This window comes from Shewanella sp. SNU WT4 (genome assembly GCF_006494715.1).
Lineage (GTDB): Bacteria > Pseudomonadota > Gammaproteobacteria > Enterobacterales > Shewanellaceae > Shewanella.
This window is the reverse complement of the sequence record NZ_CP041151.1, coordinates 683,999-699,056: the sequence shown is the minus strand read 5'-3', so window position 1 is coordinate 699,056 and position 15,058 is coordinate 683,999. Positions and strand designations below refer to the sequence as shown.

13 protein-coding genes are annotated in these 15,058 nt (G+C 44.2%); 6 read left to right on the top strand and 7 right to left on the bottom strand.

Translation table 11 applies throughout. The annotated features are described in order from the left end of the window. Nucleotides 1–66: 66 nt before the first annotated feature. Genes FJQ87_RS03130 through FJQ87_RS03110 form a run of 5 tightly spaced genes read right to left on the bottom strand, consistent with a single transcriptional unit; the run spans nucleotide 67 to nucleotide 4,920 of the window. Nucleotides 67–2,115 (bottom strand): type IV pilus secretin PilQ family protein, encoded by a 2,049-nt coding sequence (locus FJQ87_RS03130; protein ID WP_140930495.1) that lies wholly within the window; start codon nucleotides 2,113–2,115, stop codon nucleotides 67–69. Nucleotides 2,116–2,136: 21 nt separating this feature from the next. After that, nucleotides 2,137–2,652, bottom strand: a complete 516-nt coding sequence (locus tag FJQ87_RS03125) for a pilus assembly protein PilP (protein ID WP_140930492.1) — start codon at nucleotides 2,650–2,652, stop codon at nucleotides 2,137–2,139. Next, complete coding sequence (locus tag FJQ87_RS03120) at nucleotides 2,649–3,266, bottom strand: type 4a pilus biogenesis protein PilO (RefSeq protein WP_140930490.1); 618 nt, start codon at nucleotides 3,264–3,266, stop codon at nucleotides 2,649–2,651. The genes FJQ87_RS03125 and FJQ87_RS03120 overlap by 4 nt, the downstream gene beginning before the upstream one ends. Next, complete coding sequence (locus tag FJQ87_RS03115) at nucleotides 3,263–3,853, bottom strand: PilN domain-containing protein (RefSeq protein WP_140930488.1); 591 nt, start codon at nucleotides 3,851–3,853, stop codon at nucleotides 3,263–3,265. The genes FJQ87_RS03120 and FJQ87_RS03115 overlap by 4 nt, the downstream gene beginning before the upstream one ends. Further along, nucleotides 3,841–4,920, bottom strand: a complete 1,080-nt coding sequence (locus FJQ87_RS03110) for a pilus assembly protein PilM (protein WP_140930486.1) — start codon at nucleotides 4,918–4,920, stop codon at nucleotides 3,841–3,843. Before FJQ87_RS03110 ends, FJQ87_RS03115 begins: the two co-directional genes overlap by 13 nt. A gap of 179 nt (nucleotides 4,921–5,099) precedes the next feature. On the opposite strand from FJQ87_RS03110, the gene FJQ87_RS03105 reads away from it, so the two are divergent. From FJQ87_RS03105 to FJQ87_RS03090, 4 genes are all read left to right on the top strand, one after another. After that, on the top strand, nucleotides 5,100–7,694 hold the full coding sequence (locus tag FJQ87_RS03105; RefSeq protein WP_140930484.1) for a PBP1A family penicillin-binding protein: 2,595 nt from the start codon (nucleotides 5,100–5,102) through the stop codon (nucleotides 7,692–7,694). A gap of 62 nt (nucleotides 7,695–7,756) precedes the next feature. Next, nucleotides 7,757–8,689 carry a calcium/sodium antiporter gene (locus FJQ87_RS03100; RefSeq protein ID WP_140930482.1) on the top strand — a complete coding sequence of 311 codons (933 nt, stop codon included), beginning with the start codon at nucleotides 7,757–7,759 and terminating at the stop codon, nucleotides 8,687–8,689. Between the two features lie 229 nt (nucleotides 8,690–8,918). Beyond that, on the top strand, nucleotides 8,919–10,994 hold the full coding sequence (recG, locus tag FJQ87_RS03095) for an ATP-dependent DNA helicase RecG (RefSeq protein WP_140933967.1): 2,076 nt from the start codon (nucleotides 8,919–8,921) through the stop codon (nucleotides 10,992–10,994). A 139-nt stretch (nucleotides 10,995–11,133) separates the two neighbouring features. Next, a complete protein-coding gene (locus FJQ87_RS03090) occupies nucleotides 11,134–12,057 on the top strand; it encodes a DUF3014 domain-containing protein (protein WP_140930480.1) in 924 nt (307 codons plus the stop codon). 258 nt (nucleotides 12,058–12,315) lie between these two features. Here the strand turns inward: FJQ87_RS03090 and dtd are convergent, their stop codons facing one another. Beyond that, nucleotides 12,316–12,753 (bottom strand): D-aminoacyl-tRNA deacylase, encoded by a 438-nt coding sequence (gene dtd, locus FJQ87_RS03085; RefSeq protein WP_140930478.1) that lies wholly within the window; start codon nucleotides 12,751–12,753, stop codon nucleotides 12,316–12,318. A 77-nt stretch (nucleotides 12,754–12,830) separates the two neighbouring features. Then, nucleotides 12,831–13,706, bottom strand: a complete 876-nt coding sequence (locus FJQ87_RS03080; RefSeq protein WP_140930476.1) for a virulence factor BrkB family protein — start codon at nucleotides 13,704–13,706, stop codon at nucleotides 12,831–12,833. A gap of 183 nt (nucleotides 13,707–13,889) precedes the next feature. Between FJQ87_RS03080 and FJQ87_RS03075 the strand changes: the two genes are divergently transcribed. Beyond that, nucleotides 13,890–14,111 carry a hypothetical protein gene (locus FJQ87_RS03075; RefSeq protein WP_140930474.1) on the top strand — a complete coding sequence of 74 codons (222 nt, stop codon included), beginning with the start codon at nucleotides 13,890–13,892 and terminating at the stop codon, nucleotides 14,109–14,111. A 10-nt stretch (nucleotides 14,112–14,121) separates the two neighbouring features. Beyond that, complete coding sequence (locus FJQ87_RS03070; protein ID WP_140930472.1) at nucleotides 14,122–14,772, top strand: DUF2959 domain-containing protein; 651 nt, start codon at nucleotides 14,122–14,124, stop codon at nucleotides 14,770–14,772. Nucleotides 14,773–15,058 lie beyond the last annotated feature (286 nt).

Genomic DNA, 15,058 nt, shown 5'->3' with positions numbered 1-15,058 from the left:
TTAACCCTATTGACCTAGCAGGAAACCGCGCGGTGACAGCGCTCTAAGCACTGCCACCCTTAGAGATTAAATTTTCTCAGTGACAATTTTAGGGGTCACGAAAATAAGCAATTCCTGGCGTTCATTTTGGTCTGATGAGTTACGGAACATTAAGCCAAGGTAGGGAATATCACCTAATAATGGCACTTTACTCACTCGATTTATCAGGTTTTGCTGATAAATCCCACCCAACACTATAGTTTCACCATTATCGACTAAAACTTGGGTACCAATTCTTTGAGTATCAATAGCTACCGCGGGGCCGGTTGGTGTATCTACAGTTTTACCTTGCGAATCTTGGGTAATTTCCAAATCCAAAATCACCCGATTATCTGGAGTGATCTGCGGCGTTACTCGCAGCGATAACACGGCCTTTTTAAAGGTGACTGAAGTTGCGCCACTCGAGGTTGATTCTACATAAGGAATTTCAACCCCTTGCTCTATGTAGGCCGCCTTTTGATTGGAGGTCATTAAGCGAGGACTTGCAATAATCTCACCCTTGTTTTCTTGCTCTAACGCACTTAATTCCAAATCTAAAATGGTGCCATCAGCAAGCTTGGCAATATGAAAGGCAATACTAGCCGAGTTTGCCGCGGCCGATGGTAAGTTCAGGTTTAGACGATCATTGATCGAAGGCACTTTACCGTTAACTATATCCTGCGCGCCTTCGAGCGTACCCGAAGTACCTTTATCACCTTGTTTATCAGAAATACCCCAACGAATTCCGAGATCTTCAGAGACGTTATCTTTTACCGTCACCATACGCGATTCAATCAGCACCTGACGAATTGGGATATCTAAAACTTCAACTAATCTGGCAATATTAGCTAATGATTCTGCGGTATCTTTCACTAATAAAGTATTAGTGCGCTCATCCACCGCCACACTACCGCGGGTGGTTAATAAGCTGGAATCACTGCCTTTAAGTAACTGTGAAATGTCTGAAGCTTTGGCATAATTAATCTGTAAATACTCTGAATATAAAGGAGCTAACTCCTCCACTTCTTGCTTATTTTTAAGATTCTGCGATTCACGGATAGCCAATTCTTCTGCGGGGGCCACCATCAGAATATTGCCATCAATGCGCTTATCAAGCCCTTTGGTTTTTAGAATTAACTCTAATGCTTGATCCCAAGGCACATCATCTAATCGTAAAGTAATATCCCCTTCTACCGTATCGCTGGTGACTAAATTGAAATTATTATAATCAGCAATAATCTGTAACACGGTTCTTACTGGAATGCTTTGAAAATCCAGTGACAGGTTTTTACCTTTATATTCTTTCTTAGCATCCGCCGCAGCGACCTGATTGACCTGATTAATATCAAGCGTAAACAAGTTGCCACTTTGCTTATGAGTAAAAGCGTAATTGCCTTTTACATCGACCAACACTCGCGACGTTAATTCATCACTGAAAGTTTCAAAGCTAGTGACTGGGGTGGCGAAATCTTGCACATCCATCACATACAAGGAATCATTTTGGATTTTGGTATTAAAGAACTTAAGTTCGATTTTAGCCCCAACTTGCTCAACATCTGCCGCGATTTGATCATTATCAAAATAGACTAATAATTCGCCACCACCTTGCGCATTACGACGAAAATCTAGATTTTTAACACCATTAATAAATTGACTGGTACCTGGTGAATTAGCATCAGCCTGATTGTCATTGAGGGTTAATTTATAGCTATTACCTATGGTTTCGCCTTGATATGGCAAAATGCTGTTCATCAGTAATTTAACTTGTAAATCTTGAGCCAGTTGCTGAGTTTCAACTCCTTCGACCCCATTTTTATTAATGGTGACTGTCGAAGTCGCTAGGCCTGAATTCGCATCAGCAAAATTAAGCAATAATCCTGATGGGTCGTTGGCTATGGCTAACACTGGCGCTTGAATAATGGGCTCACTAAACACTAATTCCATGGTTAACTGCTGCCCAGCGAGCCCATGGTATTTAATATCTATCAGTTGATTAGCTGCCATCGCCATGGGGATGGCTCCTAGCCATAAACCCAAACCTATCATGGCCCTGGTATCACACTTTAATAAGCGCGCGCGATTGACAACTGCATCCATTATTTATTCATCCTTCCCAGGTTATTTACCGGTAAGTTCCATGTTGCTGCTGCGTACAGTCCAACAACCAGTGCCATCCGGAATTAATTCTAAAATTTCCACATTTAAAGGGGTGATATTGGCAATTTTGCCGTGGAATAACCCTAAATATTCACCAACGCCCATGCGATATACATTGTTATCATTGGTTTGAATTAATGCCCAAACTTTATCTTTATCCTTAAGGCTACCACGCATCTTAAGGTTATCGAGTGGGTAGGTTTCTAATCTTTCTTTACGTCGTCGTATATCCGGTTGTATACAGTCTTTCGATGAATCAACAACCTCTTCGGTGAGTTCGCGTGACGGCGGCACAAATGGGCTGCGCATCAACTCAGCTTGATATTCAAAGTGCTCAAATTTAGGCGGTTCTTTTAAGGGCGGAATATGCGCGACATGTTGAGCCTTGGTCGTAGTGACAAACGACTCTAAATCGCTTTTATCCCCATAACACCCGAGTAAACCACAACAGATAACCGCAACTATTAACGGTTTCATGGTTTGACTCCTTTAGCATTTTGAGGCAATTCAGCCCCTTCTTTAAAGCGATAAGTCTTAGCTTGAATATTCATTTCAAGCTCACCAGACTCCTGCTTAATGATAGTAAAATCATGCAGGCTCACAATCCGAGGCAATTTAGCCACGCCGGCAGCCATCTTACCCATCATATGATAATCACCACGCACCGACATGTTGATGGGAAACTCCAAATAGAAATCGAGTTCAACTTCCGGCTGCCAATTCAGACTGTTAATTTTTAAGCCTGAATCTGTCGCCACAAAAGTTAAGTCATCGAGCAAACCTGGCATTTCATTTTTAGAAGGCAACATTTGTAGTAATTCAGCAAATTGCTCTTCCATGACAATAAGCTGTTCTCGATATAAGACAAGGTTAGCGGCCAATCGATATTTATTTTTAAAATCTTCACGCAGATCTAGTTCTTGTTGTTCTACCCGAGCAAGATTTTCGCGCGCATCAGAGATAAAAAGAAAATAACCACCAAAACAGACAAGGACAACTAATACAGTCGCAAAAAAGGCTTTTACCTGAAATGACCAGCCGCCAACATTTTCAAAATCAAGATCGTTAAATTGCTGAATATCAAATTTCATTTGCTAACCCCACCTGTTGACTGCGCAGCTTGTGTGGCTAATGCATTTTTTTGCTGTACCGTAATATTGAGATGGAATTGATGTAATTGCCTGAGTTCTTCATCATTCGAAACTATGGACTGCATAGTAGGTTCGTGTAACCAGTCTGATGTTTCCGCTTTACGCATCATATTAGCGACATTATTATTGGATTCACTGCGCCCCTCTATCCACACCATGCTGCCTTTCTTTTCGATGCGAGATAAATAAATGCCAGCAGGCGTTAAGCGCACTAACTCATCTAATACATGAGTAGGTAAATTACGCGACGCTTGCAACCCTAAAATAATCTCAGTGCGCCGCTCAATATCTTTTTTACGCTCAGTAATGATAGTTATCTCTGCAATTTGTTTATCAAGCAAACTAATTTCATGAGCTAAATAGGCATTTCTGGCTTCTTGTTTAGTATGCATAAAATCAATGAACATTAAGGTTAAATACACAACTAAGCCCGACGCGAGAAACACTAATGCTAGAGCGCCTAAGTAATCCTTTTTTTGCTTATCTCTTGCCTCTTCACGCCAAGGCAATAAATTTATGTTCGCCACTGGCCGTAACTCCTTAAGGCTAAACCACAAGCAACCATATATTTATTGATTTCAGGTTGCAGTCTGGCTTTTATTGCTTCATCGGCATACAAACACCCCTGAAAAGGATTGGCCAATATACACGTAATACTAAACTCAGCCGTCAGTAAATTAGTCATGCCTTCTAAAGCGGCAGTGCCGCCGCTAAGCACGATATAATCAACTTTATCGCGGCCACTAGAAGTGCAATAAATTTGTAAGGTACGTTTGATTTGCTGGAGTAATTGAGTTTGAAACGGAGATAACACCTCAAACATATAATTACGAGGTAGTTCACCTTGAAGCTTAGCTTGTTCAGCTTGTTCGTAATTCATACCGTAGAAGGATAAAATCGATTGTGTGAATTGCTCACCGCCAAAGGCTTGTTCGCGAATAAAGCTAGTTTCACCATTATCGACAACGGCAAACGTTGTGATATTCGCGCCAATATCAATCATAGCTATGGCTTTTTTATCTGCGCCCTCAGGTAATTGCCCCAGAATTAATTGATGAGCCCGCCCAAGCGCATAACCTTCAACATCAACCACTTTAGCTTCAAGCCCAACTAAATCGAGTGCATCCACTCGGCCGTCCACGTTTTCAGAACGGCACGCGGTTAATAACACATTCACCTTAGATGGGTCGACGTTATTAGTGGTTAAGGTTTCAAAATCTATGCTGACTTCATCGAGTGAATAAGGAATTAAATTCTCAGCCTCGATATCAATTTGAGCAGCCATTTCTTGCTCGCTCAAGGACGCATCCATATAAATGACTTTCGTCATTACCGCAGAACCAGAGACGGCAACGGCGGCAAATTTGATACTTTTTGGCAAGGATAGCTTAACGAGTCTTAGGCACTCAACGACAGCTTCGCGATCGCGAATATCATGATCATTTACTGCACCCTTTTTAATGGGTACAGCAACATGATGGAGAACTGAAAAACCATCAGGAGTTTTCCCTAACAATATCGCCTTAACCTCATAAGAGCCGATATCAATCCCGACCATTTGAGGTGCTTGGCGCTTCCATAGTTTTGAAAGCATATTTCCTTGCCATTTTTATATACACAAAAACATGTTAGCATAAAAACAACAATTTATAAGCCAACAAACACATCTGCACATAGGTTTTAACCAAGAAGTTTGCAGAAGCTGAAGATACTTCTCGGAAATGAACAAGGCTTATATACTAACAAGTTAAAATAGCGGCTCAGGTACTTTAGGTGAAATGGTTTAAACGCGTATTAATAGCATTTTTTAGTCTGGCATTACTGGGGATTGCAGCCATTATGGCGGCTTACTATTACGTACTGCCGGATTTACCTGATGTTGCCACCTTAAAAACGGTGCAATTACAAACCCCACTGCGGGTTTACAGCCGTGACGGCAAACTTATTTCGCAATTTGGCGAGAAACGCCGCATCCCAGTTGAATTAAATCAAGTGCCTAAGCACTTAATTGAAGCTGTACTGGCTACAGAAGATGCACGTTTTTATGAACACCAAGGCATAGATCCCGTGGGTATTATCCGCGCGGCCGTAGTGTTAGTGACCACGGGTGAGAAGAAACAAGGCGCCAGTACCATTACTATGCAGGTTGCGCGTAACTTCTTTTTAAGTAGCGATAAAACCTATATCCGTAAAGTGAAAGAAATTTTTATCTCACTGCACATTGAGCAGTTGCTGACTAAAGATGAAATTTTATCTCTTTACCTTAATCGCATTTATTTAGGCCAGCGTGCCTATGGCGTGGGCGCTGCGTCGCAAGTCTATTTTGGTAAAAATCTGTCTGAATTGGATTTAGCCCAACAAGCCTTGATTGCTGGACTGCCTAAAGCACCATCATCCATGAACCCTATCACCTCACCTACTCGTGCGCTTAATCGCCGTAATGTGGTACTGGGGCGAATGCTAGAAGTCGGCTATATCACCAAAGCTGAATATGAAGAGGCCATAGCGCAACCTGTGGTGTCTAAATACCATGGCGCCGAAATCGACTTATATGCTCCTTATGTGTCTGAAATGGTCAGAGACTATATGGTGCAGAAATACGGTGAAGAGCAAGCTTACACTAGCGGTTTTGATGTCTATACCACCATAGACTCCAAGCTACAGTTGATGGCGCAACAAGCCTTGCGCAATAACGTGTTCACTTATGATGAGCGTCATGGTTACCGCGGTCCAACGGCAGTGTTATGGGCGCCAGATGAAGCCTCGCCAAGCGAACAAGCCATTATTGATACTTTAAAGCGCACAGAAGCGTTGCCCGACCTAATACCTGCTGCTGTGATTGCTTTAGATGGCAAGACTGCAACCGTATTAACTGTCTCTGGTAAGCAACTTACCTTGCCTTGGCAGGGATTAAGCTGGGCGCGTAGCTTTATTAACGATCAACGCCAAGGCAAGCCACCTAAAACTAGCGCCGATATTTTAGCTGTCGGTCAACAAGTGTGGATCCGCCAAAAAGATGATGCTTGGCAGTTATCGCAAGTGCCTGAAGTTTCAAGTGCGATAGTAACCTTGCGACCTGATGATGGCGCCATTTTAACCTTGATGGGCGGCTTTGACTTTAAGCACAGCCAATATAACCGCGTCACTCAAGCTAAACGTCAGCTGGGTTCCAACATCAAACCCTTTATCTATGCCGCGGCATTAGAACAAGGTTATACCTTAGCGACCCTTATCAATAACGCGCCCATTAATGAGCCTGATATTCGCCAAGGTATTGCTTGGCGGCCAAAGAATTCGCCTGATGTTTATGGCGGACCGACTCGTTTACGCATAGGTTTAGCTCAGTCCATCAACGTGATGTCGGTGCGTACCATGCGTCATGTGGGCTTAGATAACACTATTAAAAAGCTTACTGAATTTGGCTTTAACCCTGCCGATTTACCACGCAATGAATCCATTGCCTTAGGCTCGCCATCGGTCACGCCGCTGCAAGTCGCCACAGCGTTTGCAAGTTTTGATAATGGTGGCTATCTGGTTGAACCTTACTTCATTGATAAAGTGCTATCAGCCACAGGTGAAGTGTTAGAGCATTCTAACCCAACCTTAGCCTGCGCACCGGCGGCAGGTACTGAACTCAAGACTGCTGACTCTCTGGCATCTGACATGCTCACAGATAACGCAGAGGATACAGCTAACGCAACACTAACTGAGCAAGACAGCGCTATGACACTTGCCCAAGCGCAAGAGCAAAGTAATCCATTGGCGCGCTGCCACAGCCCTGATGCTCGCCATGCCACGCAGATTATTTCCGAGCCAACGGCCTTCTTAATTTCAGAGGCACTTAAAAGCGTTATTTGGGGTGGTGGTAATTGGAGCCATAAAACTGGTTGGAGTGGCACAGCGTGGCGCGCTGCCAAAACCATTAAACGCCATGATATTGCAGGTAAAACAGGTACTACCAACGAATCAAGAGACACTTGGTTCAGTGGTTTTGGTCCTGGTATGGCTACCACTATCTGGGTTGGTTTTGATGATCATGGACGGCAATTAGGTCGCACAGCGTGGGATCCAACCGGTCCTGCGGATCAAATTTCTGGCGCTGAAGCTGGCGCAAAAACCGCAGGCCCGGCGTGGAATGATTTTATGAAACATGCACTAGAAGGCGTGCCAGAAAAGGCAAGTCAGCCACCTGCTGGCATAGTGTCTGTGCGTATTGATCGCGCCACTGGCAAGCTTACCCATAAAACCGATTACACCAGCCGTTTTGAGTATTTTACTGCGGGGACTGAACCGACTGAATATGTGAGTGAGCAAACAGATAACAGCGATCTTTTTAAAGATTCGCCGAACGAGGATCTTTTTCAGTAATCAAATGCCAAGCCAGTCAAGCGATTGACTGGCTGTCATTTTTATAAGGACATAACAATAACATGATGATTTTTTTATCGCTCATCGGCGGTTTTATTATTCTCACCTTAGGCGCGGAAGCTATGGTGCGTGGTGCTAGTGCCCTGGCTTTACGTTTAGGCATTACCCCACTTGTTATCGGTCTTACTATTGTGGCGGGCGGCACCAGTGCCCCAGAACTCGCCGTCAGTGTCAAGTCAGCCTTGGCAGGCAATTCAGGCATAGCATTAGGCAATGTGATTGGTTCCAACATTGCCAACATTGGCTTAATTTTGGCGATTACCGCGTTAATCCGCCCAATCACAGTGCAATCGCAAATGGTTAAGCGTGATATTCCCATCATGATTGCCGTGAGCATCTTGTTATGGGTAGTATTAATTGATGGCGAGTTATCGCATTTCGATGGCGCACTGTTATTTGGGCTGTTAATTGCCTATTTAGTCTTTAGCTATATAGACTCCAAAAAACAGAATACCGAAGTAGAAATTGATAACTCACCACAAGCGCCGTGGTTATCAATATTACTGATTGTCGGCGGTATTGCCTTATTAGTGGGTGGCGGCATTCTGTTTGTGGATGGCGCAGTGGATTTAGCCCGCACCTTTGGGATTAGTGAAGTTATTATTGGCTTAACTATTGTCGCTGTCGGCACCAGTATGCCTGAATTTGTAACCTCAGTGCTTGCCGCCCTCAAAGGCCAAAGTGATATCGCCATTGGCAACATAGTTGGCTCTAACATCTTTAACATTCTGGGGATTTTAGGTATTACCGTCTTAATTTCACCTATCTCGTCAGCCGGATTTCAAAGCTTAGACTTTATTGTGATGTTAGCGTTAGCGGCTATTTTATTGCCTTTTGCTTATACTGGCTTGCGTTTAGGTCGCCGAGAAGGGGCGGTCATGTTAGCGGGTTATATTGCTTACATTAGTTATTTAGTTAGCCAAGTAACTATCTAATAACCATCTTAATTGCATGGCTTGTCGAATTGGCCTAGCAAGACATCAAAACAATTAAGCTTGAACCAATGTCAGCAATCAGTGCTGACATTGGCTTCTAGCCGCGTCAGATGTATCGTTTATGCCTTTTTGATCCCTGCCCCTTCCCTCAAGCAATACGCCATTGATTGCCTAAAACCCAGACTCTGTTAATATATGTATAAATTCACAGTGATTGGGTACTAAAGCGTTGCCACAATTGGATCTTATGGCAATCACCGAGCTTAAAGGTGTTGCTACTAAAATGGCTGAAAAGCTCAACAAGCTAGGCATTCACACTGTTCAGGATCTGCTGTTCCACTTACCTCTGCGCTACGAAGACCGCACCCGTATTTATCCTATTGCGCAATTAATGCCAGGCCATCAGGCGACCCTTGAAGCTGAAATCATCTCAAGCCAAGTTCTGCAAGGGCGCAAGCGTATGCTGGTTTGTCAGGTGCAAGATGCAAGCGGCAGCGCTACCCTAAGATTTTTCAACTTTAGCGCCGCCCAGCGTAATAGCATGCAAAATGGCATGTTTATTAGGGCTTATGGTGAAATTAGGCGCGGCCAGCACCAGTTAGAAATCGTTCATCCCGAATATAAACTAGTGCATGCGGGTGAAATTTTTACGGCCGAAGAAAGCTTAACGCCTGTGTATCCCACCACTGAGGGATTAAAGCAAAGCAGCTGGAAAAAACTCACCAACCAAGCACTTGAGTTATTAGCCCAAGGCAGTCTACCGGAATTATTGCCAGAGCCCTTGCGCCCTAATCACTTACAACTCAGTGATGCGCTGCGCTTATTGCATCGCCCGCCAGCCGATGTCGCGCTGTGGCAATTAGAACAAGGCCAACATCCGGCGCAGCAACGCTTAATTCAAGAAGAGTTACTGGCGCACAATTTATCTATGCTGCAATTACGCCAACGCAGTAATCGCGATCGTGCCATCGCCATGGCTGATGCTAGCGCACTGACTATTCCTTTTCTTGAAAGCCTGCCGTTTACCCCCACAGGCGCGCAGCAAAGAGTGGTAGCGGATATTCATCATGACATGCAACTCAGCCAACCTATGATGCGCTTAGTTCAAGGGGATGTTGGTTCAGGTAAAACCTTAGTGGCAGCGCTTGCCGCGTTAAAAGCCATAGCTAATGGTTTTCAGGTGGCTTTAATGGCGCCGACCGAGCTACTTGCTGAGCAACACGCCAATAATTTTAACGCTTGGTTCGCGCCCTTAGGCGTTCAAGTGGGCTGGTTAGCCGGCAAGCTTAAAGGCAAGGCCAGAGCCACAAGTTTAGAGCGCATTGCTAGCGGTGAAGCGCAAATGGTGGTTGGCACCCACGCCATTTTCCAAGAGCAAGTACAGTTCAAGCATTTAGCCTTGGTCATTATCGATGAGCAGCACAGATTCGGCGTGCATCAGCGCTTAGGCTTAAGAGAGAAAGGCTTACATCAAGGCTTTTATCCGCATCAACTGATCATGACGGCAACGCCAATTCCGCGAACTCTGGCCATGACGGCGTATGCAGATTTAGATACCTCCATCATAGATGAGCTGCCACCGGGGCGAACGCCTATAACCACAGTGGCAGTTGCTGATAGCCGCCGCCCAGAAGTCATTGAGCGCGTTAAACAAGCGGCCATTAACGATAAGCGCCAAGCCTATTGGGTGTGTACCTTGATTGAAGAATCCGAAGTACTTGAATGCCAAGCGGCTGAAGATACCGCATCTGAGCTTAAGTTATTACTGCCAGAACTCAGTATTGGTTTAGTTCATGGCCGCATGAAAAGCGCTGAAAAACAGCAGGTCATGGGTGATTTCAAGCAAGGTAATATTGATTTGCTGGTAGCAACTACTGTGATTGAAGTGGGCGTTGATGTGCCCAATGCCAGCTTAATGATTATTGATAACCCAGAGCGTTTGGGACTCGCACAATTGCACCAGTTACGCGGCCGTGTTGGGCGCGGCGCAGTGGCGAGTCACTGCGTGCTTTTATATAAAACGCCGCTGTCAGCCACAGCCACTAAGCGCCTTGGGGTTTTGCGCCAAAGTAACGATGGCTTTGTGATTGCACAAAAAGATTTAGAAATTCGCGGGCCCGGTGAAGTGCTTGGCACCAAACAAACTGGCCTTGCTGAACTCAAAGTTGCTGATCTCGTTAGAGATCAAGCACTCATTCCCCATATTCAAAAACTGGCGCAACATGTCATGCAGCAAGCGCCGGAACAAGTCGATGCCATTATTACGCGCTGGCTTGGACACAGAACACAATTTATCCAAGCTTGATGCCTGATTAACCTGAATTTATGCGCCTTGCACTAGACATTACTCAGTGTTTTGGCAGAATGAAACCAGCCTAACCATAAGTGGTTTCCCAGCCTGATTGAGGTGTTAAGCAATCTAGGCTCACAGTGAAGGATGTAGCATGCAAGCTGATCAAGACGATAGAATTCAACCTCCGGCACCTGCTAGCAGTAGTAGCAGTAATAACATGGCCTTGATGGTATTAGCTGTTTTAGCTATTGCAGCGCTTGGCGGTTATTTTTACTTTGCACCCAATAAGTCAGAAGAAACGGTATTGATTGAACCCATAGTCACGCCGATGGCGCCAGCTATGGAGATTGAAACCACAGAGACAGATGTGGTTACTCCAGATGAGACTGAGTTAGACATGGAGACATTGCCAATCTCCACTGATGATGAAACAGCATCAGATACGCTAATAGTGCCAACTATCCCTGCGGAAATTTTGCCAGAGCTTGATAATAGCGATGAGTTTATCAGCCAAAAGGCCAAAGCCTTAACCGCCACTACAGGGCTGGCGCCACTGTTAATGACTCAAGACATGGCGCGTCAATTTGTGGTGTTTGTTGATAACTTAGCTCAAGGCCAAGTTATCCGTAAATTAACCCCTATCAAGGGCCCGACCTTGCCATTCACGGCCAGTGACATTACCGATAAGATGTATCTTGATCCTGATAGTTATCAAAGATATGACTTATACTCAAATGCCTTTGCAAGCTTGAATCCGCAGCAATTACAAGCCACTTATAAGCAGTTACTGCCTTTGTTAGAGCAAGCCTTTACTGAGCTTGGTTATCAAGACATGACCTTTGATGGCCGCTTAGATGAAGCCATTAGCGTATTGTTAGCTGCGCCTATCATTCAAACGCCTATCGAAGTAACATCAGTGAGCGTGAATTATAAGTTTGCCGACCCAGCTCTTGAGGCTCTGCCTGCAGCGCAAAAGTTAATGATCCGCATGGGACCAGAAAACGCCGCTAAGGTTAAACACAGCCTGCGTAAACTCAATCAAGTGAGAAGCGGCCAAGCAAAACTTAATCAGTAACTAGTAAGGTTTATTCAACGGCTAAAAATATCGCCACTCTTATATCGCCACTGTAAAGTGGCGATATTTATTTGGGGAACAGCTAAGTGGAATAATGATGAGGTTGGCGGCGGCATTACAGTGCCAACAATGACAGTGCAAGACTTAGCAAACTAGCAACGGAATTAGTCAGCCGATAAGCTCTTAAAGCCAATACAAAGCCTGTACATAAGCTAAATTGCTTAGCCCCATTTGCCAAGAGTCATTTGCCAAGGGCCTTTAGCTCGTCAGCTGAAAAGTAACAGGGCCGTCATTCACTAAAGCCACTTGCATATCGGCACCAAACTCACCGGTTGCCACTTCAAGTCCGAGCTCACGGCAATAATTAACAAACGCCAGATACAGCTCTAACGCTAGCGCAGGCGTACCTGCGCCTGAAAAATTTGGCCGCAAACCACGGCTGGTATCTGCCGCTAAAGTAAATTGCGACACCACTAATAAACGGCCTTGAGCTTGCTGCACATTTAAATTCATCTTGCCATTTTGATCACTAAATACTCGGTATTTAACGACTTTTTCGGCCAATTTTTTCATGCTATCTACAGTATCGCTCTGCTCTACCCCAAGTAACACTAATAAGCCTTTATCAATTTGGCCTATCACTTGCTGCTCAACGGTAACGCTGGCACTAGTCACTCTTTGAATTAACGCTATCATTCGCTTTCTCGTAAACCCAATTAATGAACTGGATCATAACAGCGTCAATGCCTTAGAAGATACCTTTGCCATAGCCGCTAATGACTATCGCTTTCCAATAGGGCTTGAGTTTTATTAAGAAACTCAGGTAAGGCCGCCGTAATCACAGCGCCAAATAGCACTATCATCCAACTTAAATACACCCACACAAATAGGATAGGTATGGTCGCTAATGCCCCATAAATGGCCTCATAAGATGGGAATTGAGCTAAATACACAGTGAATATTTTCTTGCTCGCCTCAAATAATAACGCTGCCACTATGGCGCCAGCCAAGGCATGTAAAAACTTAACCCGAGTATTTGGCACCACAGTATATAACAGCAAAAATGCGGCGACGGAAAACAGAAAAGGTAAACGTCCAATCAACTCATTGGTCACACTGGTCAGATGCGGCTCTTCAAATAGGCGCATAGAAGCTAGATAAGAAGATGCCACAATACTGCCGCCCATCAGCACTGGCCCTAAGGTTAACACCATCCAATACATGGAGAGAGACACCACTAACTGGCGCTGCTCAGTAATTTCCCAAATAGCATTTAACGATTTATCTATGGCTGAGATCAGCAATAAAGCCACCACGACTAAGGCGATTATGCCCATAGCCGTACCTTGCGAGGCGTTACTAACAAACTGATTGATATAAATTTGCACTGTATCACCCGCAGCAGGCAGGAAGTTACTATAGACAAAATGCTCTATCTGTTTACGTATGCCTTCAAATACTGGAAATACAGACAAGATAGACATGGTCACGGCGACTAACGGCACTAATGATAATAAGGTGACATAGGCGAGATGACCCGCACGCACATTAATTTGATCTTTGAGCAGGCGCTGAAACAGAAACAGTAAGAATTGCCAAAATGTCACAGCAAGAAGTTTTAATTGATGAACACTAACATTTTTAGACATGAGATTTACCAGCTAACACATAGGAAATTTGTAAACAAATCAACAATACTGCTTACAACAGTTCATTTACAAGTGTTATTCTATTGATTAAAGCCTGTTTAGGCAGCTTATGACTCTAATGAATATGCTAGCATTAGTCTTTATTTAAATGACTTGCATCAATTTTTACTAGGAGAAGTTGTCATGTCTCAACAAGGTTCTACCGGAAATGTCATCGCTGCCATTGCCAGCTTTTTTATTCCAGGCTTAGGACAATTGGTACAAGGTCGCATCCTGCCGGCGTTATTATTCTTTATTTTTGGCGCGGGCTTTTACGCCATGTCGTGGTTGATATTTCCCTTAATTGTTGCCGTACCAGTCCATATCTGGAGCATCATTGATGCGGCATTATTTAAAGCAGATTAAAGGACACATAATGAATAAAAAATTAATTGCCTTCAGTTTAATCGCAGGCTTGAGCTTAGTCGGCTGTCAAAGTGCTTATTATGGTGCCATGGAAAAAGTGGGCTACCAGAAAAGAGACATTATGGTTGACCGCGTTGAAGCGGCCAATGAAGCCCAGCATGATGCGAAACAAGAGTTCTCCAGCGCGCTTGCCGAGATGCAAAGTCTGTTACAGCACGATGGTCGCAACTTGCAGCAAGCCTATGAAAAAGCCAGTGATGAATATGAATCGGCCCAAAGTGCTGCCGATGAAGTGACTAATCGCATCAATAAAGTTAGGGATGTTGCTGAAGCATTATTTGAAGAGTGGAAGCTTGAAATCGGCCAAATTAGTAACCCTAATTTACGTCGTTCAAGTGAGGAAAAGCTTAGAGAAACCCGCGATTACTACAAGCAAATGCTCAGTAGCATGCGCCGGGCTGAATCAAAAATGAAGCCAGTGCTAGTGACAATGAAAGATAATATGCTGTTCCTTAAGCATAATTTGAATGCTCAGGCGATAGGCGCGATTCAAGGGGAATTCTCAAGCTTACAGGCTAACATTTCAAATCTGATTGAAGATATGAATCAATCGATTGCGGCCTCAGATCAATTTATTAAGAATATTAAAAGCAAATCTTAAGTCTTACGGTTAACTATTTACTCTATATAAGCATTTGGGTTAGCGAGCAGCATCAAACCTTATCAAATAAGGCGCTGTCGTTAGCCTGAACGCTGCTTTCACTTTAAGTCACGTCTTAACCTCACAAACCAGCGCTTAACCCTCTAGATGCACTACAGGCGTCATCAGCAGTAACAAATGGCATTATCACGTCATTCAACGGTTACTTAGCTAAGTCATCCACCTTTTAATGACTGCGGCTAGCTCCCCTTAGTTCTAACTAGCGCTAACCTCGCGCGCTGCGGTT